At 56.4% G+C, this 25917-nt stretch carries 18 protein-coding genes; 7 read left to right on the forward strand and 11 right to left on the reverse strand.

Annotation, left to right across the window (positions count from 1 at the left end; genetic code table 11):
• Positions 1-2: 2 nt before the first annotated feature.
• The 5 genes from VHE34_RS29555 to VHE34_RS29575 form a co-directional block, all read right to left on the reverse strand.
• Positions 3-767: a hypothetical protein gene (locus tag VHE34_RS29555; RefSeq protein WP_325594886.1), complete on the reverse strand. Its 765-nt coding sequence runs from the start codon at positions 765-767 to the stop codon at positions 3-5.
• A 29-nt stretch (positions 768-796) separates the two neighbouring features.
• A complete protein-coding gene (gene mnmA / locus VHE34_RS29560; protein WP_325594888.1) occupies positions 797-1915 on the reverse strand; it encodes a tRNA 2-thiouridine(34) synthase MnmA in 1119 nt (372 codons plus the stop codon).
• Positions 1916-2053: 138 nt separating this feature from the next.
• Positions 2054-2536 carry a hypothetical protein gene (locus VHE34_RS29565; RefSeq protein WP_325594890.1) on the reverse strand — a complete coding sequence of 161 codons (483 nt, stop codon included), beginning with the start codon at positions 2534-2536 and terminating at the stop codon, positions 2054-2056.
• A 124-nt stretch (positions 2537-2660) separates the two neighbouring features.
• Positions 2661-3413: a LytTR family DNA-binding domain-containing protein gene (locus VHE34_RS29570; protein WP_325594892.1), complete on the reverse strand. Its 753-nt coding sequence runs from the start codon at positions 3411-3413 to the stop codon at positions 2661-2663.
• Between the two features lie 2 nt (positions 3414-3415).
• Positions 3416-5515, reverse strand: a complete 2100-nt coding sequence (locus VHE34_RS29575; protein WP_325594894.1) for a tetratricopeptide repeat-containing sensor histidine kinase — start codon at positions 5513-5515, stop codon at positions 3416-3418.
• A 207-nt stretch (positions 5516-5722) separates the two neighbouring features.
• On the opposite strand from VHE34_RS29575, the gene VHE34_RS29580 reads away from it, so the two are divergent.
• Positions 5723-6163 (forward strand): single-stranded DNA-binding protein, encoded by a 441-nt coding sequence (locus VHE34_RS29580; protein WP_325594896.1) that lies wholly within the window; start codon positions 5723-5725, stop codon positions 6161-6163.
• On the opposite strand, the gene VHE34_RS29585 is transcribed toward VHE34_RS29580, so the two are convergent.
• The 3 genes from VHE34_RS29585 to VHE34_RS29595 form a co-directional block, all read right to left on the reverse strand.
• Complete coding sequence (locus tag VHE34_RS29585) at positions 6132-7451, reverse strand: hypothetical protein (RefSeq protein ID WP_325594898.1); 1320 nt, start codon at positions 7449-7451, stop codon at positions 6132-6134. The two genes, VHE34_RS29580 and VHE34_RS29585, sit on opposite strands and share 32 nt — an antisense overlap.
• A 160-nt stretch (positions 7452-7611) precedes the next feature.
• A complete protein-coding gene (locus tag VHE34_RS29590; RefSeq protein ID WP_325594900.1) occupies positions 7612-9030 on the reverse strand; it encodes a RagB/SusD family nutrient uptake outer membrane protein in 1419 nt (472 codons plus the stop codon).
• A gap of 34 nt (positions 9031-9064) precedes the next feature.
• Positions 9065-12139 carry a TonB-dependent receptor gene (locus VHE34_RS29595; protein WP_325594902.1) on the reverse strand — a complete coding sequence of 1025 codons (3075 nt, stop codon included), beginning with the start codon at positions 12137-12139 and terminating at the stop codon, positions 9065-9067.
• Between the two features lie 162 nt (positions 12140-12301).
• Between VHE34_RS29595 and VHE34_RS29600 the strand changes: the two genes are divergently transcribed.
• Genes VHE34_RS29600 through VHE34_RS29620 form a run of 5 tightly spaced genes read left to right on the forward strand, consistent with a single transcriptional unit; the run spans position 12302 to position 18279 of the window.
• Complete coding sequence (locus tag VHE34_RS29600; protein WP_325594904.1) at positions 12302-13198, forward strand: sugar phosphate isomerase/epimerase; 897 nt, start codon at positions 12302-12304, stop codon at positions 13196-13198.
• A gap of 17 nt (positions 13199-13215) precedes the next feature.
• Positions 13216-14616 carry a Gfo/Idh/MocA family oxidoreductase gene (locus VHE34_RS29605; RefSeq protein ID WP_325594906.1) on the forward strand — a complete coding sequence of 467 codons (1401 nt, stop codon included), beginning with the start codon at positions 13216-13218 and terminating at the stop codon, positions 14614-14616.
• Between the two features lie 4 nt (positions 14617-14620).
• A complete protein-coding gene (locus tag VHE34_RS29610) occupies positions 14621-15721 on the forward strand; it encodes an Ldh family oxidoreductase (RefSeq protein ID WP_325594908.1) in 1101 nt (366 codons plus the stop codon).
• Between the two features lie 55 nt (positions 15722-15776).
• Entirely contained in the window at positions 15777-17090 is a 1314-nt protein-coding gene (locus tag VHE34_RS29615; protein WP_325594910.1) for an aspartate kinase, read from the forward strand.
• Between the two features lie 16 nt (positions 17091-17106).
• A complete protein-coding gene (locus tag VHE34_RS29620) occupies positions 17107-18279 on the forward strand; it encodes a carboxypeptidase-like regulatory domain-containing protein (protein ID WP_325594912.1) in 1173 nt (390 codons plus the stop codon).
• A 69-nt stretch (positions 18280-18348) separates the two neighbouring features.
• Here VHE34_RS29620 and VHE34_RS29625 read toward each other — a convergent pair whose 3' ends face one another.
• Both VHE34_RS29625 and queA read right to left on the reverse strand, forming a co-directional pair.
• Positions 18349-19221, reverse strand: a complete 873-nt coding sequence (locus tag VHE34_RS29625) for an alpha/beta hydrolase (RefSeq protein ID WP_325594914.1) — start codon at positions 19219-19221, stop codon at positions 18349-18351.
• 63 nt (positions 19222-19284) lie between these two features.
• A complete protein-coding gene (queA, locus tag VHE34_RS29630) occupies positions 19285-20334 on the reverse strand; it encodes a tRNA preQ1(34) S-adenosylmethionine ribosyltransferase-isomerase QueA (protein ID WP_325594916.1) in 1050 nt (349 codons plus the stop codon).
• A gap of 230 nt (positions 20335-20564) precedes the next feature.
• On the opposite strand from queA, the gene VHE34_RS29635 reads away from it, so the two are divergent.
• Positions 20565-24242 (forward strand): TraB/GumN family protein, encoded by a 3678-nt coding sequence (locus tag VHE34_RS29635; RefSeq protein ID WP_325594918.1) that lies wholly within the window; start codon positions 20565-20567, stop codon positions 24240-24242.
• Here VHE34_RS29635 and VHE34_RS29640 read toward each other — a convergent pair.
• The gene (locus VHE34_RS29640; protein WP_325594920.1) at positions 24220-25917 is read right to left on the reverse strand and encodes an ABC transporter ATP-binding protein; all 1698 of its coding nucleotides are present in this window, start codon (positions 25915-25917) and stop codon (positions 24220-24222) included. The two genes, VHE34_RS29635 and VHE34_RS29640, sit on opposite strands and share 23 nt — an antisense overlap.

Raw genomic sequence — 25917 nt, forward strand, 5'->3', positions numbered from 1 at the left:
GACTAATTATGATCCACCAGCCGCATCGTTAGCTGGAACCCGATCTTATATCCCGATTGCGTTCCATCGGGCGTCGGCGGCTGGTATTCCCACATCTCGGTGTGGCGGTAGATCAGCCCGATATGCTTGGCATAGGTTTCGATCCAGTACGTCCTCGAAGCAAAGGAATTCACATCGACGATCGGTACGTTGATGGAGTCGTTCTCCTGCAGGACAGTGACCGTACTGTCAAAGCTTTGGGTCCCAAGCGAATAGGGCTTGTTCACCGATTGATAGGTATAGTTCCAGTTGCCAAGCGTCAGGTGGGCGTCGTCACTGAAATCGAAGAAGTCCTGGTAGGGGCCATAAGGCAGGTAGCTGTTGCCGCTCCAGCTGAATCCCTGGGCAATAGGAAATGCCAGTTTGACGAACCGCAGGTTATCCTCCGTCATCTCCACCCGCTGCTGAGAAGGGGTGACGGTGTAGGTCTGACTGGGAACCCAGCTGCTCCCCGTGGTATCGCTCATATACCGCGTAACGAGCCAGGCCGTATTACCCACGCCATCGATAAAGCTGCTCTCCACGGAATCCTTGGCAAGATAGGAGGTAACGGTGTCCAGCTGACCATAATAGTAAAAGTTGAGGGAGTCCAGCCGGTACGTCGCATACTGCCCGACCCTTAGCGGAATAAAATAGTCGGCCGGTGCGACCGCAGGATAGTGTATGGTTTTCTTGCAGCTGAACAGGGCAACCACAAGCAGTAAGATAATAACCGGACGACGGTTCATATTCCAATAACAACGCCCGCAAGGCCTATTTATTGTAAGTTGCGCGCACCTTGGGCGCCACGTTGGATAATGCCCCCTCCAATCACCTCATCCCCCTCGTAAAAGACCGCACTCTGACCCGGAGCAATACTCTTCGCCATCTCATAAAACTCCACCCGCACCCCTTCTCCCTCGGGATACAGGTTGCTCAGAGTACCCTTGTCCTTATACCGGATCTTCGTCATCGCCTCCATCCCGGGCGTCACCCCATCATATTTCATCCAGTTGACCTTTCCCACAAACATTTGCTGCCGGTCAAGGTCCTCCTCATCTCCAAGGACGACCGTATTTGTTTCCGGCTCTATCGCCGTCACATACACCGGCTTGCCAAACGTCACTTCCAACCCCTTCCGCTGCCCGATGGTGTAAAAAGGATATCCCTTATGCTGCCCCAGGATCTTCCCGTGCTTGTCGACAAAATTGCCGCCCGCGACCCGCGCTTCCAATCCATCCACGCGACGCTTCAAAAACCCCCGGTAATCGTTATCCGGCACAAAGCATATCTCATAACTTTCCGCCTTCTTCGCCAACTCCGGATACCCATAGTCAAGCGCCTTCTGCCGGATCTCCGTCTTCCGGTAAGGCCCAAGCGGCAACAAGGTCCTGCTCAGCAGGTCCTGCTGTAAACCCCACAGCACATAGCTCTGGTCCTTCGTCTCGTCCACCCCACGCGCGATCGTATACCGCCCATTCGTATGCTGACGCACGATGCCGTAGTGACCGGTTGCAATAAAGTCACAACCCATGGCATCGGCCCGCTTGAGCAACGCCCGCCACTTGATATGCGTATTACAAAGTACACAGGGGTTGGGCGTCCGCCCGGCGAGATACTCATCCACAAAATTCTCGATCACAAAGTCGCCAAACTCCTCCCGGATATCCAGCACAAAATGCGGGAACCCATGCTGCACCGCAGCCATCCGCGCGTCATTGAAGCTGTCGAGATTACAACAACCCGTCTCCTTTTTCGATGCACCCGCACTGGCATAGTCCCAGGTCTTCATGGTGATACCCACCACTTCATACCCCTGGTCATGTAACATCAGCGCCGTCACGGTACTGTCGATACCGCCGCTCATCGCCACCAAAACCTTTCCATTCTTACTCATAAAAAAACGGTTTGACAAAAAAGCCAAACCGCAACTGGACGGACCACAGGTCCGTCGGCCGAAGGCCAATCATCAAACAAATTTGCGGTTCGGTTACTTTTTGTATTAAACCAAACCGCAAATTTACACTTAAAATGACTATTTAGAGAATTCCTTCAACATCCGCATCTCTCCATCCTGCACAGCCACTTCCTTCCAATGATTAGCATCTTCCATATGTACCACGTACACAGTGTTTTGCGCCTCATTTACCTCCTTTACCCAGGTGATGTCGAAGTCGTAATAGCTGCCCTTCACCAGCCCCCGGACATCCTCCGGCAGCCGGTTCTCGCCATACGTCAGGATACTGTACACCCAGTGACCCTTTTTGTCATAGCGGTACATCGCCTTCACCGGCCCGTCCGTATACTCGGCATCATAGCCCGTCCCGGCCTTATACCATTGTTCGTTCTTCTGGTCGCCAACGCGCTGCCAAAAATCCCGCGAAGCCTTTATAGCCGCAGATTCCACACCCAGGGAGTGTACATTCATCAAGGTGGCATGATCAGACACCTGTGCCTGAGTGCCCTGCTGAGCAAGAACCAATATCCCCGCCAGCAATGTTCCGATTAGCTTATTCATAACTTAGGTTTTTTACCGTTTAATTTATGAAACAAAGCTAATCCGCCATCGCCGGCAACGCCAGCCAAAACCCGTACATGACTAAAAAGGGAATCAATTGCACAGTTTGAGTGAGCCGTTGGAGTCAGCTCCGGTTGGGTTGTAATTTCTTTAACAATCCCTCTTTCCGGCTGCGCGAAACATTGATCGACGATCCGTCCGACATGACCAGGTACCCGCCCTCGCCTTTAATATACTTGGTTACCTCGTTTAGATTCACGAGGTTGGAATGATGCACCCGCAGGAAATGATAATCCTCCAGCAACTCCTCGATCTCCTTCAGCGTCCTCGACGCCACAACCTTCTGCCGGTCCTTCAGCGTCAGGATCGTATAGTTACTGTCCGAAACACAATGCACGATATGATCCACCGCCACCATCTGCAATCCCTCCATCGTCGGGATCGCGATCTTGGTAAAAAGACTCGAAGGGTTCTGCAGCCGCTGGAACAATACATCGAACTGCTGCGGCAAAGGCGCCTGCAACCGCTGCTCCACTTTCTGGATGGACAATTGCAGCTCTTCGCGATCGATCGGCTTCAACAAGTAGTCGAGCGCGCTGAAACGGATCGCCTTTATCGCATACTGATCATAGCTGGTCGTAAAGATCAGTTCGAAATTCAGGCTCTTGATCTTCTCCAGCAGCTCAAATCCATTCATCCGGGGCATCTCGATATCGAGGAATAGCAGATGAGGCTTCTGCTCCCTGATCGGCTCCAGCGCCTGTGCACCGGAGTGATAGACGCCGGCCACTTCCACCTGCGGACAATACCGGTCCAGCAGGATCGAAAGCGCTTCGCAACAGTAGGGCTCGTCGTCGACGATGATGGCCTTTATCATGGTTATACTTTGGCTGCCACAGACTCGCCTGTGGTAGTATTTAACTTTATCGTCAGGGTCACCTGCGTTCCCGCCGGCGCTCCCGTTTCATCATAGAGGTCCTCGATCTGCAGGAATGGCTTTGCTTCGCCCGGACCCGCCAACAGGTCCATCCGCTCGGCCGTGATCTGCATCCCCATTGACTTGTGCTTCTCGGCAGACTTGCTCCTCAACACCCCCGCCCGCTTCCGGCCGATCCCATTGTCCCGGACGATACAGGTCAGCACATCGCCCTGCACCCGCAGCCGGATCAGCAGCGATCCCCGCTCCTCCTTATGCATCAACCCGTGCCAGACGGCATTCTCGACAAAGGGCTGGATCAGCAGCGGCGGCATCCGCACCTCCTCGGTGTCCAGGTCCTCCTCCACATCGATTCGATAATCGAAGGCATCCTTGAATCGCAACCGCTCCATCTCCAGGTACAGCTGCAGCATCTCGATCTCTTCGGCAAGCGTGATCGTACTGTGACGCGAATGGTTCATGATCATCCGCATCAGCCGGGAGAACTTCGTCAGGTAATCCGACGCCGCTTCGGTCTCATGCCCCAGGATGAACCGGTTGATGGCATTGAGACAGTTGAAAATGAAATGCGGATTCATCTGCGACCGCAAGGCCTGTACCTCCAGCTCCTTGGCGCGTTGCCGCAACGCCGCCTTTGACCGCTCGCCCTCCAATCGCTGGATCTCAAGCTCGTCTTCGGCGCGTTTCCGGCGATGCTCCTCGTTGCGCCGCTTCAGCCGGACGATCCAGATATAGACGCCTCCCAGTAGCAGCAATACGAGAATACCCGCCAGCAGCAGGTTCTTCGTCAGCATTTCCTCGCGCAGACAGACATCCTGCAGCTCATTCTCTTTGTTCAGCAGCTTGATCTTCTGCTCATAACCAAAGGACGCGAACTCTCCCTTGGTCCAATCGCTGAGCACGCTATCCTTTAAAACATTATATCGTTTATAATAGGAATAGGCACTGTCTGTCTTCCCTTCCCGGTCATACAGCAGGTACAACTGCCGGTAGCCGTCCCGGACATTCTGCCGGGCCTTGCTCTTCTCGGCCAGGAGCAACCCCTCCCGGGCATACCGGAAGGCAGCAGCGTCCTGTTTCAGCCCATAATAGGTCCTCGCGATATCCTGCAGACAGCGCATGATCTGGTTATTGTCATTCATCTGCCGCTGGTAGCTGAGGCTCTTCTGGAAATAGGGCAGGGCAGTGGCATATTCTTCGCGGAATAAATAATATTCGCCTTTGCTGGCCAGGTAGGTGCGCAGGAGCGTCGGCGGTAGTCGCGCACTGTCGAACTTGCCGAAATAATAGAGTGCGCTGTCATACTTCCCAAGATGCGTCAGCAGTAACGCATAGACCGACAGGTCCCAGGGATCGATCACTTCGGGTCGTTTATTCCCATAGCCAAGCTGGAAATAGCGGAGCGCGTCGGGAAAATCCTCTATCTGCACGAACATGCCCGCCAGCGTCAGGTACTGGGACTGCGCCATTGTACTCATATGCCCGGCCTCAGCCATCTCCGCACAGGTCCGCAGGATCCGGAACGCTTTTTCATAGTCGCCGCTCTCCCGGTAAGCCTCACCCATCAGCGACATCATAAAGAGTTCCTCCGTCCGGTTGCCCTGCTTACGGGCATATTCCCTTGCCAGGTCGTAGTGCCGGTTGGCCTCGTCGAAATGACTCTGGGCAAACAGCGCGAACCCCAATACATAATGCGCTACCGTCACCCCATGCTTGTCATCCGTCTGATCGAACCAGGCCAGCGATTCGCGCGCAAGTTGCTCCGCCTGCGGAAAGTCGTTGCGCCCCATATTCGCAGCAAAGGCCTGACAGGCAAGCGACAGGGCAATGCCATGCGGATAACCGATTGCCCGGCTTTCCCTCAGGGCCACATCGGCGTAATGCTCTACCGTATCCACCTGCCCGTAATGTTTCGTCCTCATGTCCGACAACGCCTTGTGAAGCAGGCTGTCGACGGCGCGTTGACGCGCATCACCCATGCCGGCCCAACACCGGCCCGCTATGGCAAGCAACAGCAATCCTATTATTCCAAACTTCCTCATGTATAGAGTAAAGTTAACTAAACCCCCGCATCCCAGGGCTACCACTCACCCCGATTGAGCCGTTGGTACCTCCCCGCTGCCACCGGTACCCCCCGGTGAGCCGTTGGCTCCCCCGCACCGCCGTCAACCGGTTAACAACTTTTGGAAAACTTTCCGTCTGCCCATAGAGAAATAATGTAAATTGCCCTTCACGCAAAAATAAATATTATGATAAAGCTCCAAGTAATCGGCAACCTGGGTAAGGACTGTGTCACCAATACGGTGAATGGAAAGAACGTGATCAATTTCAACGTGGCGCACACCGAGAAATTCCGCGATGCCCAGGGCAATCAGAAAGATAAAACGATTTGGGTGGAATGTGCATATTGGACGGACAGGACGGGCATCGCCCCCTATCTCAAAAAGGGCACCCAGGTATACGCAGAAGGTACTCCCGAAGTAAGAACCTACCCCAAGAATGACGGCACCACCGGCGTCTCCCTCACCCTCCGCGTACTCTCCGTACAGCTGCTGGGCAGCAGAGGCTCCGAAGGCGGCGGCGGCGGCTATTCCGGCGGTGGCTCCGAAGGATATGCCCCCTCCCAGGGCGCTTCCCGGGTACCATCGGCAAGCGATATCACCGAACCGATCGACGATCTTCCTTTCTAAGATTCTTCCCACCCCCGGTCAAAAGCCGGGGGTTTTTCTTGTCACCCCCTGCTCGCACCGCCTTCTCATCTACCCGCACCAGCGCCTCCACCTCCTCCCGGCTCACCGCCTTCCGCCGATCATCCAGGTTGATCACCATCAGCAATCCCTGCCTCCCCGGCGTCCCCAAAAACGCATTCACCAGGTTATTCTGCTCACTCACCAACGGATGACCCGTCGTCACATTCCATAACTCCTTGGCACACAAGCATCCCATAGTGGGTGTCAAGGGATACCAGGGCCGGCCGGCAAAATACTCCGGGTCCATCGTCGTCCCATGCGCAATGATCTCCGTCCGCCCGATAGCCCCCGCCTCCCAGGCCTCCATCATCGGAGCATAGTCCCGCCACCCCGGCGGTAGCAAGACCCGGTACCGCTCGAGCGTATCCACCCTTCCCTCACAAGGCAACAATAACTGCAAGTTGGGCGTGGGACCAATATAGTTTGTCTTCGATACGTCCGTCCCCGTGATCCTATACACCCCCTGCGGCGTATTCCCATTCGTCAAAAAATACGGCAACCCCGGCCCCGACCGCGCCAGCTGCTCAAACACCTCCAACCTCCCATCCCCGTCCCGCACAAAGCTCCCATCCGCATTCTGCACGATCGCTAACCCCGGGTAGTCCCGGTCCCAACGCTGAAAAGAATAGATCGTCTTGACACCCATCTCCCGTTCCCACGCAAAAAGCTCCCCCACCGCCGGCAACGCAGGCCGCCGAAAGCTCAAATATCCCTGCAGCTCCCGCAACACCGGTATCGTATCAAAGCCCGGAAACCGCTCCACCATCCGGATCTTCAAGGCATTGGCATTCTCCACCCCGGTGTCCACCCGGTGCAGATACACCGCGCAAAGCGCAAAAAGCCGCGCATCTTCCTCCCGCGACAGCAAAGAGTCCATCTCCCGCCGGTACCGGTCCCGCCCTACAGCATAAACCGCCTCCAGGAAAGCCCGCTTGGTATCGTAGGAAAGCCCGTCATAACCGGTAAACATCTGCTCAAAACCCCGCCGCACATCCGGTCCGTCAAAAAGGAACTGCTCCACCGCCCAGCACGCCGACAGGTAGCCATCCTCCGTATTGCTGTCCAGGGCCGCCGCAAAATGCTTCGCAACCACCCTCTCCCGCAGATCCTTCTCCAGCGCCACCCGCTTGTTGTACAACACAAAATCCGTATAAATATCCTCCCGCCGCGTCTGCGCCACCGTAGCCAAACCCGCCGCGCAAAGCAGCATCAACCACAAATACTTCATTCACCAAAAATACAAAAGCCGCTCTGATGAGCGGCTTTTGTAAAGTTATTCGAAAATGTTCCCCGGCGCCGGGTTGTTCCGAAGGGACGGGCCCCTTCGGACGCAAGCATAAATCATTGTGGGCGAGGGGCGACAAATTTGCCATAGGAGCCCTGAGCCCTCAATACCCAGGATTCTGCTGCTTCGCAATATTCGGGTTCCGCAAGATCTCCTGCTGCGGGATCGGCGCAAGCCGCAGCGGATCAGCTTTGTCGATCGTCAACGCATCCCCATTGGCGGATGCGCCGGGATTCGAAACCCGTACAATATCAAGATTCAGCCGGTTCATATCGAACAACCGGTCCCCTTCGAAGGCCAGTTCCTTCCTCCGCTCCGTAGCAATATCGCTGACCAGCGCGGCATCCGTTGAAGTATAACCCGTGAAACCCGGATCCCGCGTTTCGGCAACCGTATTCACAAAGTCCTGCGCATCGGTATTCTGCCCCAGCCGCGCCGCAGATTCCGCAGCGATCAGGTACACCTCCGAAAGCCGGATGACCTTGATGTTGTCCCGATCGTTTCTCTGGGCATTCGGATACTTGTTGACGAGATAGGCGCTTGCTCCGCTCTTCGTCTTTCCTGCAACAAGCAGCGCTCCCCTGACATCGCTGGCCGAATAGAGGCTTACCAGGTCTATCGAAGCATAGATGTCCTGGTATCCATTGATATAAATACCGCCCAGATCGTCAAAACCATTGTTGTTCACAGCATCGGCGTCCACTTCGAAAATCGTCTCTGTCGCATCCGTGTTCGGCGCCGGGTTGGCCCAATAACCAAGGAAGCCGCTATAGGAGACCAGGCTGAACGGGCCGTTGTTGATCACGTCATTGGCCGCCGCCAGCGCATCGGAATATTGCCCCATATAGAGATAGACCCGGGCCAGCAACGCCTCGGCCGCATACTTGCTGATCGTAATGGAGCTGCTGTAATCGGGCCCCGAGGCAAAGGCTGCCTTAAGATCGCTGACGATCTGGGTATACACGGCTCCGACAGTCGCGCGCTGAGGCTCAGCCGTAACATCATAGTGGATCACCAGCGGAACGCCAAAGGAATTTTGGTCCGTCGTATAGTTCTTTCCCCAGGTCGTGACCATTTTAAAGTATAACAACCCACGAAGGGCATAGGCCTGCGCCTTGATATCGTCGGCGCCCGTGACCTTCGCATCGATGATTTGATTGCACCGGAGGATGCCGGTATACGACTCCGCCCACATATCTTGCGGAACCTGGTCGGTGATCGGAACGGTATACCCCCATTGCGGAATGTAACGCCCCGAGTTCCGCGACTCCAGGAACGTATTGTCGGCCATCAGGTCGCCGATAACCGGCCAATCCCGGCCAAACTGATCGACATTCCGGATCTCCGCATAGGTTCCGTTCAGCGCGCTCTGCAACGCACTGGCCGAGTTGAGCAACAGCGATGTATCCGTCGTGATCTTGTCCAACGGCGTCTTATCTACAAAGGACTTGGAGCAGCTTCCCAGGACCGTACCCGCCGCAAGGACGATCAGGAGAGGTTTATAGAGAGATGAGGTATTCATATTGGTAATTTTCTTTTTTTAGGAATTTATTCTCTTAGAATCCGATCTTGATACCACCGGCAATCGTCTTCGGGATCAGCACCTCCAGGTTGGCCGTACTGTTGATACCCGACTCGGGATCAAACGGCAGGGTCTTGTCCGTAGCGAAGGTCAGCAGGTTCGTGCCCCGGATATAGATGCTCAGGCTGCCCAGGTGCATTTTCTTGACGGCATCCGTCGGCAGGTTATAGCTGAGCTGGATATTCCGGAGACGGATATAATTGCCCTTGTACAGCCAGCGGGTGGAAACCTGGTTCGAGTTGTTGTTGCCGCCGATGATCAGCTGTGGCACATCGGTCTTGTCACCCGGTTTCTTCCAGGCATTCAGCTCATTGCTGAATTGGTTGAAGCCACCGAGGAACTGGCCGTCGCTGTTCAGGTAATAATACCAGTTATCGAAAATATAGTTCCCAAAATTATAGTTGAACTGGAAGTCGAGGCTGAGCTGCTTGTACGTAAAGGTGTTCGACAACCCGCCATAGACCGAAGGCGAGGCGGAATGGTTCAACGCCAGCCCGGCGCTGTCATAGTCCCCCGTGACGGTCTTCTTCGTGCCGTCGGTATACCATTGCGGTGCACCCGTCTGGGTATTTACCCCGGCCCACTGCTGCAGGTAGAACTCCTGCAGATCATGTCCCACCGTGTATTCGAAATTCCCGCTGGGGATCGGCTTACCCTGGTACAGCGACTTCACGCGGTTGACATTATGTGCAATGTTAAAGGAGATCAGCCAGCTGAAGTCTTTCGTGACCACCGGCCGGCCGCTGAGCGTGACTTCGATACCCTTATTCACCACGCTGCCGATATTCTCGTTCTGGCTGCTGAAACCGCTGGTCAGCGAGAAAGGCACCGGCGCCAGCAGGCTGGTCGTTTCCCGGTGATAATATTCGATCGTCCCATCGATGCGGTTCTTCAGCAGGGCGAAATCAAGGCCGATATTCAAGGCCTGGTTCTTCTCCCAGGTCAGCTCGGGGTTACCCACGTTGTTGGGCACAAGACCAGGTTGACCGGCATAGTTGCCGCCATAAGTGACGCCCCCATACGAGTAGCTGCTGCCGTATGTGGTCAGCGCCGTACCGGTAGGGAACCCGTTGGAGTTACCCGTCTGGCCAAAGGAGGTCCGCAGCTTCAACAGGTTGAACAGGTTCTGGTTCTTCATAAAATCCTCTTCATTGATATTCCAGCTGCCGCCGATGGAGTAGAAGGTTCCCCATCGGTGATCGGCGCCAAATACCGAAGACTCATCGCGACGAAAACTGCCGCTCACCACATACCGGTCCTTGTAGTTGAAGTCGGCGATGCCGAATTCCGAAAAGACCGCGGACTCATCCGGCAACGCGTAAGCCGTCACCGGGGTGGACGTATTGGCGAGATATTTCAGCGACAGCGTTTGCGGAAAGTTCTTCCCATACGCCTGGATCTGGTAGTACTTCCGGTCATAGGCTTCCACCCCCGCCTTCAGATCGAAATAGGCGTCCCCGTCCGTATTGACCTTCTGTTTCCAGTCGGCAAAATTACTCCAGGTATAGGCAAAGGTGCGGGTATAGTTGGAAGAAGCGTCCCCTCCGTTGGCAAAGCCGTCCCCATAGAAGGGGTTACGGTATTGGTCTTCCTGTACCGCAACATAGTCACCGGCAAACCGGGTCGTAAACTTCAGGTTGTCCAGGATGCGCAGCTCGCCCGTTGCATTGCCCCGCACCGAGGTCTGCTGAGCCTGGTTGAAATTGTAGGCCGCCTGTACCAGCGGGTTGAATATGCCACTGTTCTGTCCAAACTCACCCGTTGCGTCTTTGTCTCCATACCGGTAGGATCCGTCGGAATTGACCGGCGAATACCAGGGCATCAGGAAAAAGCTGGCCAACACTGGATTGGCAAAGGCGCCGCCATTCGCCGGCGTATTCTGGGAAGTGTTACTGGCATTGATATTGGCCGACATCGTAAACCGGTCGCTGGCCTTGTGCGTCACCGCAAGCGCACCGCTGAACCGCTTGAAGTCGGAAGCGATCGAGGTGCCCTTCTGGTTGAAATAGCCCGCCGAAGCATAGATGGTGGTCTTATCGTTGCCGCCGCTCAGGTTCAGGTTCACCTGCGACTGGTTGCCCTTCTGGCTCACCACATCGAACCAGTTGGTATTGGTCTTGGTATAGTCGGCAGGAAATCCAAGGAAGTTCGGGTTGACGATCAGCGCGTCCGCACCGGCGTTGTCCGTCGCATATCCCCCGTTGATGATCGACTCTCTCAACACCTGCGTATACTGCGGTCCCGTCAAAGGTTTGTTGGAAGGATTAAAGGCCCTGCTGTTCTGACCGACTTCGGCTACCACATTGATCTTGCTCTTCCCGGCCTTGCCTTTCTTCGTCTGCACCAGGATGACCCCATTGGCCCCACGGCTGCCATAAGGCGCTGTGGAGACGGCATCCTTTAATACCGTAATGCTCTCGATATCGTCGGGGTTCAGCGTGCTCAGCGGATTGGCCGTGGTCGTATTGATTGTCAGATCACCCGTCTGCGCAATCGCCCCGTCAATCACCCACAGCGGCGATGCGCTGGCATTGATCGACCCGATACCCCGGATACGGATATCCGTGGCAGAACCCGGGGCCCCCGATGTGGAGCTCGCCTGCAAACCGGCAACACTGCCCTGTAATTCCTTGTCCACCGACGTGAACGGCTTATCGGCCACGAGATTGCCGCTGACCGTGGCGACGGCGCCCGTGACGTTGGTCTTCTTCTGCGTTCCGTAAGCGACCACGACAACTTCATTAAGGCTCTGGGTGCCAGGCTTTAAAGCGACGGTCCCAACCGTGGTCTTGCCGGCAATGTCAACTTCCTGCGTAGTGTAGTTCACCGCAGAAATTATCAGCGTCTTGGCCGTGCCGGGCACCGTCACCGAGAACGTACCGTCACTGGCCGTGCTGGTCCCGCGATTCGTTCCCTTGACCGCCACCGTAGCACCCGCCACCGGAAGCCCGTTCGCATCTGTTACCGTTCCTGAAATAGTGTGATTTTGTGCCGCTACCTGCCCGATCAGCAGGGTGAGACAGCAGAGAATGGTGAGAAGCCTTCTCATAAGAAGTTGTTTTGTAGTGAAGAAATGTTGACTCTGTATCCGCAAATTTAATGATAAACGCATACATGTGCTACACAGTTGTCCGTACTTTAGCAAAGTTTGGATGAGCAAAAACGCTTAATTTCAGTACTTTATTTTCCTGACCAAAAAAATAGACTAAACATGAGATCATCGCTCTTTGCCTGCCTGCTCTGTATTTCAGCCGCATTTGGCCTCGCCGGCTGTGGTAATTCTACCGGCAACGGGGACACGACAAAAAAAGATTCCTCCTACGCCGGCGACTCCTCCGCCGCAAACGTCACAAAGGACTGGAAACTCGGCGTCCAGATGTGGACCTTCCACGTCGCCGGCCCCTTTGTAAAAGCCCTCGACAAGGTCGACAGTACAGGATTAAAATATATAGAAGCATTTCCCGGCCAGCCCCTCGGTGGTGACATGAAAGACACATTCGGCATCCGGATGTCGGCGGCAAGCAGGGCGGAGTTGAAAAAACTCCTTCAATCCAAGGGTATACAGATAGTAGCAATGGGCGTCATCCAGCCCAACACCATCGCTGAGTGGAAGCAGTACTTCGATCTGGCCAAAGAGTTCGGTCTCAGCTATATCACCGCTGAACCCCTTAAGAACCAGTGGGACGGCGTCGACAGCCTCGCAGGCATCTACGGCATCAACGTCGCGATCCACGACCATCCCCGCCCGAACCCCTACTGGCACCCCGATTCCGTCCTCGCAGCCGCGAAAGGCCACCCCCATATCGGTTCCTGCGCAGACATCGGACATTGGGTACGCAACGGCCTCGACCCCGTCGAATGCTTGAAAAAGCTCGAAGGACATGTCTTTGGCGTTCACTTAAAGGACGTTGACTCGGCAGGGAATGTCAAGGCTGCTGACCGGATCGTGGGTACGGGGGTGATAAAATTTACTCCGATCTTCGAGGAACTCAAACGTCAGCATTTCAAGGGTATGTTCTCTATCGAGAGGGAAGACAACTGGTATAACAATGTCCCCGATGTCCTCCAAACGATCAAATTTTATAACGAACAGGTCAGTAAGCTTTAATGTCAAATAATTGCCATATGAACCGGAGCAAGACCCGTCGTCAATTTATTAGACAGCTGGGAGGGGCCTCCCTGCTGCTCTCCGCGGGAAATATACCCACAACCGCTGCCGAAAAGACCCACCAGGAAGAACACCTCCTCGAGGTCACCCGCCACTCCGGACCCGCCGATACCGTACGTATCGCCGGTATCGGCATGGGGATCATGGGTTACAATGACGTCAATACCGCCCTCCAGGTACCCGGCGTAAAGTTGGTCGCCGCCTGCGACCTCTACACCGGGCGCCTGGAAAGGGCAAAAGAACGGTACGGAAAGGACCTCTTCACCACCCGCGACTACCGGCAGATCCTCGACCGCAAGGATATCGACGCGGTCATTATCGCCACCAGCGATAACTGGCACGCCCGCATCGCCACCGAAGCCCTCGCAAAAGGCAAGGCGGTATACTGCGAAAAACCGATGGTCCACCGGATCGAAGAAGGCCTGCCCCTCATCGCGACCCACAAGTCCTCGGGCAGACCCATGCAGATCGGCAGCCAGCGCGTCAGCAGCGTGGCCTATGCAAAGGCGAAAGAACTCTACAAAGCCGGGGAGATCGGTCAGCTGAACTGCATCGAAGCCACCTGGAACCGCCAGAACGCCCTCGGCGCCTGGGAATATACCCAGCCGGCAGACGCCTCACCGGAAACCGTCGACTGGCAACGTTATATAAAAGGTAAACCCGCCGAACCCTGGGACCCCAAAAAGTTCTTCTGGTGGCGCAACTACCGCGCCTTCGGAACCGGCATGGCCGGCGATCTCTTCGTCCACCTCCTGTCCGGCATTCACTTTATCACGGGGTCCAACGGACCGGATAAAGTGGTTTCCTCAGGGCAGCTCTGCTACTGGAAGGACGGCCGCGACGTCCCCGACGTGATGACGGCGCTGATGTCCTACCCCGATACCCCCGCACATCCCGCCTTCCAGGTGGTCCTACAATGCAACTTCGTGAGCGGCCTCGGCGAGACGGGCAGCCTCCGGTTCATCGGCTCCGAAGGAGTGCTCGAAATGACGGACAACGGATTCACCATCCATCATCACAAAATGTCCGAAGCACCGGGCATCGGCGGCTGGGACGCCCTGGAAACTTATCCAAAGGCCATGCAGGACCAGTTGATGAAGCAATACAATACCCGCTGGTCCGCCGCACAACGTGAAGCCACGTCAAAACCGCCCACCGTTTACAAGCTTCCCGATAATTATAATGAAGACCTCGACCATCATACGCATTTCTTCGATGCCGTTCGCACGGGCAAGCCCATTGTCGAAGACCCCATATTTGGCTTCCGCGCTGCGGCGCCTTGCCTGTTGGCCAACCAGAGCTATTTCGACGGCAACCCCATCCGCTGGGACCCGGCCGCGATGAAGATCGTATCTTAGCCCCATGAACCCAAAAGAAACAGTCATCCCCTATGATCAGCTGCTGAAATTCACCATCGATATCTTCAAAGCCATCGGCTGCCCGGACACCGACGCACAGACCGCTGCCATAGCCCTGCTTAGCGCCGACCTCCGCGGCATCGACTCGCACGGCGTCGCACGGCTCATCGGCTATGTCCGCCTGAAGGAAGCAGGACGGGCCAACCCTCGCCCGCAGCTGCGCATCGTTCACGAGACGCCCTCGACGGCCGTCGTCGATGGAGATAGCGGTCTCGGCCTCGTCGTGGCGCCATTCGCCATGCAGATCGCCATCGAAAAGGCGGCACAGGTAGGCACCGGCTGGGTAAGCGTCCAGAACTCGAATCACTTCGGCATCGCCGGCTATCATGCCCTGCAGGCGGTGAAGAAAGAGATGATCGGCGTCGCCATGACCAACGCCAGCGCCCTGGTAGCTCCCACCTTCTCGCTCGAACGCCTCCTTGGCACCAACCCCATCTGCGTCGCCATTCCGGCAGGGGAGGAACCCCCCTTCGTCGCCGACCTGGCCACGACCACCGCGGCCAACGGCAAACTGGAGATCCTCCAGCGCAAGAGCGAAGAAGCCCCCCTCGGCTGGATACAGGACAAAAATGGCCGGCCCTCCACCAATCCCCATGAGCTGAAGTCCGGCGGCGCCCTCCTTCCCCTCGGCGGCGACCGCGACCACGGCAGCCACAAAGGCTACGCCCTCGGAGCCATCGTCGACATCTTCTCCGCCGTCCTCAGCGGCGCCAACTACGGCCCCTGGGTGCCCCCCTTCCCAGCCTATGTTCCCATGCCCACCGGCATGCCCGGCAAAGGCATCGGCCACTTCTTCGGCGCCATGCGCGTCGACGCCTTCCGCCCCGCCGATGAATTCAAACTCGATATGGATAAATGGATCCGCCGCTTCCGCAGCGCCACTCCCGTGCCCGGCCAGCAACGCGTCCTCATCCCAGGCGACCCCGAACGCGAAATGGAAGCCGAACGCCGCGCAACCGGCATCCCGCTCCTCCCGGCCGTAGTGAACGATCTCATAGGCCTCGCCGAAAAACTCGGCGTAGCCTCTATTTTCGAAAATTTCTAACGCGACGGCCCGTATCTTTGCGGTCCCAAAGCAAAGTAAGAGATAGATGAAAATTATGAAATTCGGGGGCACCTCCGTAGGCAAGCCCGAAAGAATGCGTCAGGTCAGTGAACTCATCACAGCCGACAACGAACCAAAGATCGTCGTCCTCAGCGCCCTCAGCGGCACCACCAACTCCCTCGTCGAGATCGGCAACGCCATCTCCTCCGGCCAGCGGGAAAAGGCAAAGGAACTCATCGACAAGCTCGAAGCACACTATCAAACCTTCATAAAGGATCTCGTAAAAAAGGACGCCTCACTGAAAAAGGCAAGGTCCATCATCGCCGAACACTTCGAATTCCTCACGATCATCCTGAAGATCTCCTTCAGCGAAGCGCTCAGCAAGGATATTTTGGCGCAGGGCGAACTCCTGTCCACCAAACTGTTCTCCATCTTCTGCGAAGAGAACGGCATCGACCACTTCCTGCTGCCGGCTCTGGAATTCATGAGCATCGACGCACACGACGAACCTCAGATCAATACGATCAAAAGCCGTCTCGAAAACCTGCTCCGCCAGCATAAGGATAAAAAACTCTTCATTACCCAGGGGTACATCTGCCGCAACGCCCGCGGCGAGGTCGACAACCTCAAACGCGGCGGCAGCGATTACAGCGCCTCCCTCATCGCCGCGGCGATCAACGCCAGCGTCTGCGAGATCTGGACCGATATCGACGGCATGCACAACAACGACCCCCGCGTCGTCAAAAAAACCGTCGCCATCGAACAGCTTAGCTTCGAAGAAGCCGCCGAACTGGCGTACTTCGGCGCCAAGATCCTTCACCCTGCCTCCATCTGGCCCGCCCAATTCTATAAGATCCCCGTTCGCCTGCTCAATACCATGCAGCCGGAAGCAAAGGGCACGCTGATCACCGAAGAGGCCGGCTCCGCCGGCGTAAAAGCCATCGCCGCCAAGGATGGCATCATCGCGATCAACATCCGCAGCAGCCGCATGCTCCTGGCCTACGGCTTCCTGCGAAAGATATTCGAAGTCTTTGAAAAATATCGCACCCCTATCGATATGATCACCACCTCCGAGGTGGCGGTATCCCTCACAATCGAAAGCTCTACCGAGCTGAAGGCCATCGTCCGCGAGCTCGAACCCTTCGGCAGCATCGAAGTGGAAGAGAACCATTCCATCGTATCCATCGTGGGTAACGAGCTTGCCACCACGCCCGATCTGCTGAGCAAGCTGTTCACTGCGCTCACCACCGTGCCGATCCGCATGGTCAGCTACGGCGGCAGCAAACACAACGTATCCCTGCTCATCCCCTCCGCATATAAGACGGAGACGCTGCAGCTGCTCAACAAAGGACTGTTCGGATTAGAATAATCCCTACATTCATGGTGTGAAGTGGTTGCTTATTCTCATCATCTCATTTACCAGCCTGGGCGAAGCCCAGGCGCAACTCACCGGCACGGTGACCGACAGTATCACCGGCCGGCCGCTCGCGGCCGTAAGCGTATACCTAAACAACACCTCAAAAGGTGCAGTCACCAATAAAGACGGTACCTTCCGCCTTGTCATCCCGGCAGGAAACTACGAGTTGGTCATCTCCGCTATCGGCTACACAACCGTGATCCGCCGGATCAACGGCCGCGAACAAACACCCCCGATCAACATCCGTCTTCACCAGGACGCGACCGAACTGACAACCATCACGGTCGAACCCTACGAAAAAAGAGGCTGGGGAAAATACGGGAAATTCTTCCGCGAGAACTTTATCGGCACCGGCGCAAACGCCTCCTCCTGCGAGATCCTCAACCGGGAAGTCCTGCGGTTCCATTTTTACAAACGGGGCAACCGGCTGAGCGTAACCGCTACCGAGCCCTTGCAGATCGCCAACGACGCCCTGGGCTACACCCTCGAGTACAGGCTGGAAGAGTTCGTCGCCGACTTTAACAACAAGATCACCACCTGGCAAGGCTATCCACTGTTCCACGAGCAGGAAGCGAAGAACAAGGACCGTCAACAGGAATGGCAGCTCAGCCGGAAAACGACCTATCGCGGTTCGCTCATGCATTTCATCCGCAGCCTCTATGCCGGTCATACACTCCATGAAAGCTTCCTGATCCAACGCGAGCTGACCGTGCCCAACATCGAAAAGATGCGGGTAAAGGAGATCTATCGCCCCGATTTCCAGAAACCCGGCCTGTTCCCGATGGATACCCTGTATCATTTCTGGGAAGTACTCCGCCAACCCAATATGATCCAGCGGCGGATCGCCGTTTCACCCGACTCGCTGACCTCTCCGCATGCCGGTAGCCCGGCGCTGGATCTCAATTTTGATGGGACATTGCTCGTCACCTACGGCGTAAGCAGCCGCACCGACAGCTTCTATGTATCGGGCATTCGCCTGCTCGGCGCTCAACCCGTCACCATCGAAGAGAATGGAAATTATTACCCCGGAAAAGAACTGCTGACCACCGGGCGCTGGGGCCAGTCCGAAAAGATAGGCAACCTGCTGCCGCTAGACTACTTCCCTCCACCTCCGGATCCCCGCTACCCGGGTCTTCATTGAGTCGACGGAGGAGGCTCGTCCGAAGGACAATTATTAGCCCTGTTGGGCTTCGCCGGCGAAGCCCCAGCCCTACAGCCACCCTCCCGTAGCCAACCAATTCTTCAACCGGTCCGGCCACTGGTCCTTCGTCGTATGATTCCATAGCCCAAACCCATGCCCGCCGGTGGGATAAAGATGCATTTCCGCCGGCACATGATGCCGCAGCAAAGCCTCATAGAAATAAATGCTGTTGACAACAGGCACCGTCTTATCATCTTCCGCATGCACAAGAAAGGTCGGCGGCGTCTGATCCGTCACCTGCAGCTGGTTCGAGTATTTCTGAATAAGCGCAGCCGAAGGATGCTGACCAATGAGATTATCCCGGCTTCCCCGATGCCCCGTGCTGTCGTCAAAGCTGATCACCGGGTAAAGCAACACCGCAAAGTCCGGCCGCAAGGAAACACCCGCCGGGTTGGCGATCACCGGCGTCATAAAATGTGTTTCAGCCGTCGAAGCCAAATGCCCGCCGGCCGAAAAGCCCAGGATGCCAATACAGCCCGGTCTCACCCCCCATTCCGCCGCCCGCTGACGCACCACCTGGATCGCCCGCTGCGCATCCTGCAACGGCCCGATGGTCTTGTCCACCATCGTTTCGTCGCTGGGTAACCGGTACTTCAACACAAAAGCCGTGATGCCAAGACTGTTCAACCACGCCGCCACATCCGTCCCCTCATGGGTCATGGCCAGGTGCACATACCCGCCCCCGGGAACAACAATAACGGCCGTCCCCGTTCGCTTCCCCGCCGGAGGTTGCCAAACCGTTAGGGTAGGGCGGCTCACTTTGCTGTACGAATAACGCACCGGGTTCCCGCTGGAATCCACCGTCTCGGCATTCGCCGCATTCCTCGAATTGGGGATCGGGTCGGACCCGTACAAAGGCATCTCTTGTTGTGCAGTAGCCATAAAAGGCAATAGTAGTAGAAAAAGTAGGCGCATAAAAAAACCGGCCGTTAGGCCGGTTTAAATTTACAATATCAACATGGCATCTCCATAACTGAAGAACCGATATTTATCTTTTATCGCCTTTTTATACGCATCCATCGCCAGGTCATACCCCGCAAACGCGCAAACCATGATCAGCAGGCTCGTCTTCGGCAAATGGAAATTGGTGACCAGCGCATCGGCAATATTGAACTGGTAAGGCGGATGGATAAAGGTATTCGTCCAGCCTTCCGAAGGCTTCAGTAATTTTTCAGCCGTAAAAGAGGACTCGATCGCCCGCATCGTCGTCGTCCCGATCGAACAAATGCGATGACCACCCAGCCGCGCCTTGTTCACGATCTTACACGCATCCTCTTCGATCCGGTAATACTCGGCATCCATCTTGTGCTTGCTAAGATCCTCCACCTCGATCGGGCGAAACGTGCCAAGACCCGTATGCAACGTGATCTCGCTAAACCGCACCCCTTTGATCTCCAAACGCTTGATAAGCTCTTTGCTAAAATGCAACCCCGCCGTCGGCGCCGCAACAGCCCCCTCATGCTTGGCGTATACCGTCTGGTATCGCTCCTTGTCTTCTTCGTCGGGCTTGCGCTTGATATATTTCGGCAGCGGCGTCTCCCCAAGGATCTCCAACACCTGGCGGAACTCCTCGTCATTCCCATCCCACAGGAACCGGATCGTCCGGCCCCGGCTCGTCGTGTTGTCGATCACCTCCGCTACCAGCTCGTCATTGTCGCCAAAATACAGCTTGTTTCCCACACGGATCTTCCGCGCCGGATCGACGATCACGTCCCAAAGACGGTTGGGCTTGTTCAATTCGCGGAGGAGGAAAACTTCGATCTTGGCGCCGGTCTTTTCCTTGCGGCCATACATCCGGGCCGGAAAAACCTTGGTATTGTTGACTACAAATACATCTTTATCGTCGAAATAGTCGAGGATGTCCCGGAAATGCTTGTTCTCGATCTGGCCGGTCTTACGGTGGACCACCATCATTCGGCTATCCTCTCTTTTTTTCGCAGGGTGCTGGGCAATAAGGTTTAAGGGAAGATCAAACTTAAACTGTGAAAGCTTCATGTGGAATGTTGATTTTTAATATTTCTCTTCTCACATGATATCAGGGGGAGGGTAACTTTAGAGCCTTATCTGCACAAACCAGGTCTTACGGTACCGGTCTGCTATCATGAAATTTCCAAGCGGGCGAAGGTACAACAAAAAAGACCCCTTTCCAAATAAAATAATTTAGGGGAATTGGCGTCTTTTGTGCATATTGTATCGTATCGGTATTAGAATAACTCCCCTTATACATGAGCTCTACCCCCCTCAGGTTTTGTGCGCAGGCAACCGTTCTTCTCCTTCTCCTCGCAATAGCGTCACCGGCACAACGCAGGCCGGACAAGAAATACCCCGCCCTCCTCTGGGAGATCACCGGGAATGGTCTCAAAAAACCATCCTATCTCTTCGGGACCATGCATGTCAGCAGCAAGCTGGTCTTTCACCTCAGCGACTCCTTCTACCTCGATATTCGCAACGCCGACGTCGTAGCCCTCGAGCTCGACCCCCAGCTCTGGCAGGACCAGCTCTTCCGCTTCGAAAATCTCCAGTCCAACCTCCGCTTCTACACCCAGGGCGCACCCGCCGACGGCGTCAACGAACGGTCCTTCCAGCTCGAACGCTATGAGGACCGCCTCAAATCCGCGCTCAGCGAAGAACCCACCGTCATCAACGGCTTGCTTTACAGAACGTTCCGCACCCAGGCCGATTTCGAAGAAGATACCTACCTCGATCTCTATATTTACCAGACAGGCAAAAAGCTGGGCAAACAGGCCACCGGCGTCGAGAATTACTTCCAAACCGAACGCCTCGTCATGGAGGCCACCCAGGACATGATGAAGGATCGCAAGAAAAAGGCGCCGGACACCGACGGCGAATCGGCCTTCGAGATCGAGCGCAAGACCCAGGAGGCTTACCGAAAAGGGGATCTCGACCTCCTCGACTCCCTCGAACGGCTCATGGAACCCTCCGAAGCCTACATGGAGAAATTCCTCTACCGCCGCAACGAGATCCAGGCAGCCTCCATCGACAGCATCATACATCACCACTCTCTTTTTGTCGGAGTGGGCGCCGCCCATCTCCCCGGTAAACGCGGGGTCATCGAACTCCTTCGCAGGAAAGGCTACACGCTACGCCCGGTCGTCATGCCCGACCGTGACGCCACCCGCCGCGACGACATCGATAAGATAAAAGTTCCGGTCACCTTCTCCACGTTCACCTCCGAGGACGGCGACTTCTCCGTCCAACTGCCCGGTAAGCTCTACCGCCGCAACGAGAGCCGCTCCCCCGACTCCTGGCAATATGCCGACATGGGCAACGGCGCATATTATATCATCGGCCGGGTAAAGACTCACAGCAGCTTCCTCGGCCAAAAGGACGAGACCGTGCTGAAGAAGGTCGATAGCCTCCTCTACGAGAATATCCCGGGAAAGATCCTGAAAAAGACTCCCATCACCCGCAGCGGCTACAAGGGCTTCGATATCACCGCCCGCACCCGCCGCGGGGATATTCAGCGCTACAATATTCTCGTCACGATGTCCGAAGTATGGGTGTTCAAAATGAGCGGTACAAACGGCTACGTCGAAGGCGCCGAGGCCGACCAGTTCTTTGGCTCCATCCAGCTCCGCCACGGCCTCGCCGCCGGCTGGACCAATTTTGAGCCGGTCCGCGGCGGCTTCAGCATCGCCTTCCCCCGCACCCCCGTTCGGAACCGCAACACCGCCACTACCGACGGGATCACCCGCTGGGAATACGAGGCTACCGACACCACCAACGGCGACGCGTTCCTCCTTTGGAAGAAGACGGTGCAGAACTACCGGTTCATGGAAGAGGACACCGCTGACCTCGCGCTCATGGAAGAAAGCTTCCGCAACTCGGACTTCATCGAACGGATCCTCTCCCGCAAGCCCGTCGCAATTGCCGGCCACGCCGGCCTCGAAGCCGTCTACCAGGAAAAGGACGGCTCCTTCCTTCGCGCCCGCTTCATCCTCCATGGCGCCGACTACTACCTGCTGGCGGCCCATAGCCGCAGCCGCACCCGGTCATTCAACAACTTCTTCAACTCCTTTGCCTTTACCCCCTACCGCTATCCCGGCTTCCGCAACTATGTCGATACCTTCACCCACATCAGCGTCACCACGCCCATGGTGCCGGATATCGACACCGGCATGCGCGGCATCATCGAAAGGGCCAGCAGCGAGGAATTCCTCAACTCCCTGCCGGACTACAACAGCTACTGGCCCCGCGCAAAGACGGCCCTCTTCCAGGACGACTCTACCGGTGAAGCAGTCTACGTATCCGTCGAATCCTTCCCCAAATATTACTACCCCAAAGACAGCGCTTCCTTCTGGCTCGAGGAGACCAATGAAAAACGCCTCCGCCGTGACCTGGTCATCGGCAAAAGGCAAGCGTACACCGACGGCGATGAAGCCGGCTACCACTATATCCTGACCGATACCAACACCACCCGGCAAATTGCCATGTGGATCTTCCTGAAAGGCAATCACCTATTTCGCATCGTCTCGCTCTCGGACTCCCTGATGCCGCCCAGCGAATTTACTACCCGCTTCTTCTCCACTTTCCGGCCCGTCGTTCAGCCCGCCCCCGTTTCGGTCTTCGACAGCAAACTGGATGCGTTCTTCCGCGACTTCAACAGCAAGGATTCTCTCCTCGCCAAACGCGCAAAGGAAGCCATCCCGAACGTCTATTTCGGACCCGCCGGCGTTCCCCGCCTCCTCGATGCCATCCATCACCTGCCCTATAACGGCAAAGACTATTTCGATACAAAGACAAAACTGATCAACGAACTGGGATATATCAACGACTCCGCCGCAACACCAGGCGTCGTGGCCGGATTGAAACACATCTTCGAACGGGCCGGCGACACCAGCCTGTTGCAAAACGCCGTGCTGAAGGCCCTCGCCCATCACCGGACCGCCGCGGCCTACCAACTGCTGAAGCAGCTCATGATCGAAGACCCGCCCGTCTTCGATAACGCCTCGGAATATACCAGTCTCTTTCGGGACATCGGTGACTCCCTGGCCCTCGCCCGCACCCTTTTCCCCGATCTGTTGAAACTTTCCACCGTCGACGATTATAAGGCCAACATTCAATCCCTGCTCGCCAGCCTCGTCGACAGCAACTATTGCAAAGCCTCCGACTACGAACCCTGGTTCAGCCAGATCTGGTTCGACGCGAAGATCCAATGGAAAAAACAGGAAAGCAAAGACGAACGGCGCCTGCAAAAAAAAGAAGACGAGAACGACGATAATGCCGATTCCGATAACGACGAAGCGACCGGCAACGAGCTCGACGACTATGCGATCCTGCTCCTGCCCTTCTTTGACAAGAACGCGGCGATCCCCCGCTACTTCGACCGGCTGCTGACAAGCCGCGACCCCCAACTGCGCCTCAGCACCAGCCTCCTGTTACTGCGTCACCACCGACCCGTCGCCGACTCGACGCTCATGGCTTTGGCCGCGGCCGACGCCTCACGCAGCGCACTCTACCAGGGCCTTAGCTCCATCGATTGCCTCGACCGGTTTCCCCGTCGTTACCGGACCCAGGAAGACATGGCCCGCAGCCTGCTCGTCGCAAGCCACGGCAACAACGAATTCGCCGCTATCCGGCTGGTGGACAAACAGCCTGCCCAATTCAAATCGGCAAAAGGCTGGGTCTACTTCTTCCAATACAAGATCAACAAGGATGATGAATGGCAGATCGGGCTCAGCGGCATCCAGCCCTCCGGCCATAAGGATCTCAGTGCCGACGCCTCGCTGGCGGTCCTCACCTCCAAAAAACTGAAAGCAGGTATATCGCCGGTCGATCAATGTTCCGAACAATGGCGGAAGCTCCTGTTGGCCCGCCGCAAAAGCGCGGCATCCTTTTTCCAGGATAGCGAGTATCGCGTCAGCCAGCCTGATGAAGATTAGGGATTGCGTCGATAAGCTTCCGCGTATACTCACTCCGGGGATGTTGATAAACCTCCTCGGCGTCACCCGCCTCTTCTATCCGCCCCTTATTCATGACAAGGATGCGATCGCTGATATACCGGATCACCGAAAGATCGTGGGAGATAAAGACAACCGTAAACCCGAATTCCTTTTTCAGATCGTTCAGCAGGTTCAGCACCTGCGCCTGCACGCTCACATCCAGCGCCGACACCGACTCGTCGGCGACAATGAACGCCGGCTTCAGGGCCAGCGCCCGCGCGATAACTATCCGCTGCCGCTGCCCGCCGGAGAACTCGTGCGGCCACCGGTCATAATGGCCCGCCCTGAGGCTCACCTTCTCCAGCAGCTCGATCACCATCTGCCGCCGCTCGCCGTCCGAAGCCCCCATCCCATGCACCTTCATCGCCTCCGCGATCGCCGCGCCGATCGTCAGCCTCGGGTTCAGGGAAGAGTAGGGGTCCTGGAAGATCAGCTGCATCCTGCTCCTCAATCCTTTCATATCCGCGGCCGAAAGCTCGCCCAGCGCCCGGCCTTCAAAAAAGATTCGCCCGTCCGTCGGCTCCACCAACCGCAGCAACGCCCGGCCTAAGGTCGTCTTGCCACAACCCGACTCACCCACCAACCCAAGCGTCTCTCCCTTATACACCTCGAAACTCACCCCATCCACCGCCTTATTATACTTCAACACCTTACCCAAAAAAGTCTTCTTCGCAGGATACCAAACCCTGAGATCCTCCACCCGCATCAGCACCTCGCCCAACCCAACTCTCACAGGCATCACCTCGACGGAAGCCAAAGGCTCCCGTCCCTCCAAATAATCACTCACCACCGGCAACCGCTCGCCTTTCACATGCAACGCCGGCCGGCAATTCAAAAGCCCCTTCGTATAAGGATGCCGGGGAGCCCGGAACAATTCCCGCACTGGCCCCTGCTCGACGATTTTTCCCTTATAAAGCACCACCGCCCGGTCCGCGATCTCCGCCACCACCCCAAGATCGTGCGTGATAAAAATGACACCCATATCCTCCGTCTCCTGCAATTGCCGGATCAGCTCGAGAATGGTCTTCTGCACCGTCACATCCAATGCCGTCGTCGGCTCGTCGCAGATCAACAACGAAGGCCGGCTGCTCATCGCCATCGCGATCATCACCCGCTGCTTCTGCCCCCCGCTCAGCTGATTCGGCCACCGGTCATACATCGCCACCGGGTCGGGTAGCCGCACCCGTTCGAAAAGGGCGATCGCCTCCTCCCTGGCCTCGGCCACCGAAACCTTCCGGTGCACCCGGATCGCTTCTGCCACCTGGTCGCCACAGGTAAAGACAGGATTGAGCGAAGTCATCGGCTCCTGGAAGATCATCGCCGCCTCCGCCCCCCGGATAGCCCGCAACTCTTCGGCCCCTAACGCCAAGAGGTCCACGGTCCGCTCATCCCTGCCCGTAAAAAAAATATTGCCCGAGAGATACCGCGCAGGCGGCGAAGGCAGCAGCCCCAGGACGGAAAGCGAAGTGATCGATTTTCCCGACCCCGACTCTCCGACCAGCGCAACGATCTCCCCCCGGCGAACCTCGAAGCTTAGGTCTTCGACGCCGGGCATCATCCCCTCGGCCGTGGCAAAGCCGATCCCCAAATGTTCAATGGATAACAACACCGACAT

It is taken from the genome of Puia sp. (genome assembly GCF_035546395.1).
Classification (GTDB): domain Bacteria; phylum Bacteroidota; class Bacteroidia; order Chitinophagales; family Chitinophagaceae; genus Puia.

Coding starts and splice junctions, on each gene's coding strand:
- VHE34_RS29555 (WP_325594886.1), bottom strand. CDS start 767: ATGAACCGTCGTCCGGTTATTATCTTACTGCTTGTGGTTGCCCTGTTC.
- mnmA (WP_325594888.1), bottom strand. CDS start 1,915: ATGAGTAAGAATGGAAAGGTTTTGGTGGCGATGAGCGGCGGTATCGAC.
- VHE34_RS29565 (WP_325594890.1), bottom strand. CDS start 2,536: ATGAATAAGCTAATCGGAACATTGCTGGCGGGGATATTGGTTCTTGCT.
- VHE34_RS29570 (WP_325594892.1), bottom strand. CDS start 3,413: ATGATAAAGGCCATCATCGTCGACGACGAGCCCTACTGTTGCGAAGCG.
- VHE34_RS29575 (WP_325594894.1), bottom strand. CDS start 5,515: ATGAGGAAGTTTGGAATAATAGGATTGCTGTTGCTTGCCATAGCGGGC.
- VHE34_RS29580 (WP_325594896.1), top strand. CDS start 5,723: ATGATAAAGCTCCAAGTAATCGGCAACCTGGGTAAGGACTGTGTCACC.
- VHE34_RS29585 (WP_325594898.1), bottom strand. CDS start 7,451: ATGAAGTATTTGTGGTTGATGCTGCTTTGCGCGGCGGGTTTGGCTACG.
- VHE34_RS29590 (WP_325594900.1), bottom strand. CDS start 9,030: ATGAATACCTCATCTCTCTATAAACCTCTCCTGATCGTCCTTGCGGCG.
- VHE34_RS29595 (WP_325594902.1), bottom strand. CDS start 12,139: ATGAGAAGGCTTCTCACCATTCTCTGCTGTCTCACCCTGCTGATCGGG.
- VHE34_RS29600 (WP_325594904.1), top strand. CDS start 12,302: ATGAGATCATCGCTCTTTGCCTGCCTGCTCTGTATTTCAGCCGCATTT.
- VHE34_RS29605 (WP_325594906.1), top strand. CDS start 13,216: ATGAACCGGAGCAAGACCCGTCGTCAATTTATTAGACAGCTGGGAGGG.
- VHE34_RS29610 (WP_325594908.1), top strand. CDS start 14,621: ATGAACCCAAAAGAAACAGTCATCCCCTATGATCAGCTGCTGAAATTC.
- VHE34_RS29615 (WP_325594910.1), top strand. CDS start 15,777: ATGAAATTCGGGGGCACCTCCGTAGGCAAGCCCGAAAGAATGCGTCAG.
- VHE34_RS29625 (WP_325594914.1), bottom strand. CDS start 19,221: ATGGCTACTGCACAACAAGAGATGCCTTTGTACGGGTCCGACCCGATC.
- queA (WP_325594916.1), bottom strand. CDS start 20,334: ATGAAGCTTTCACAGTTTAAGTTTGATCTTCCCTTAAACCTTATTGCC.
- VHE34_RS29635 (WP_325594918.1), top strand. CDS start 20,565: ATGAGCTCTACCCCCCTCAGGTTTTGTGCGCAGGCAACCGTTCTTCTC.
- VHE34_RS29640 (WP_325594920.1), bottom strand. CDS start 25,917: ATGTCGGTGTTGTTATCCATTGAACATTTGGGGATCGGCTTTGCCACG.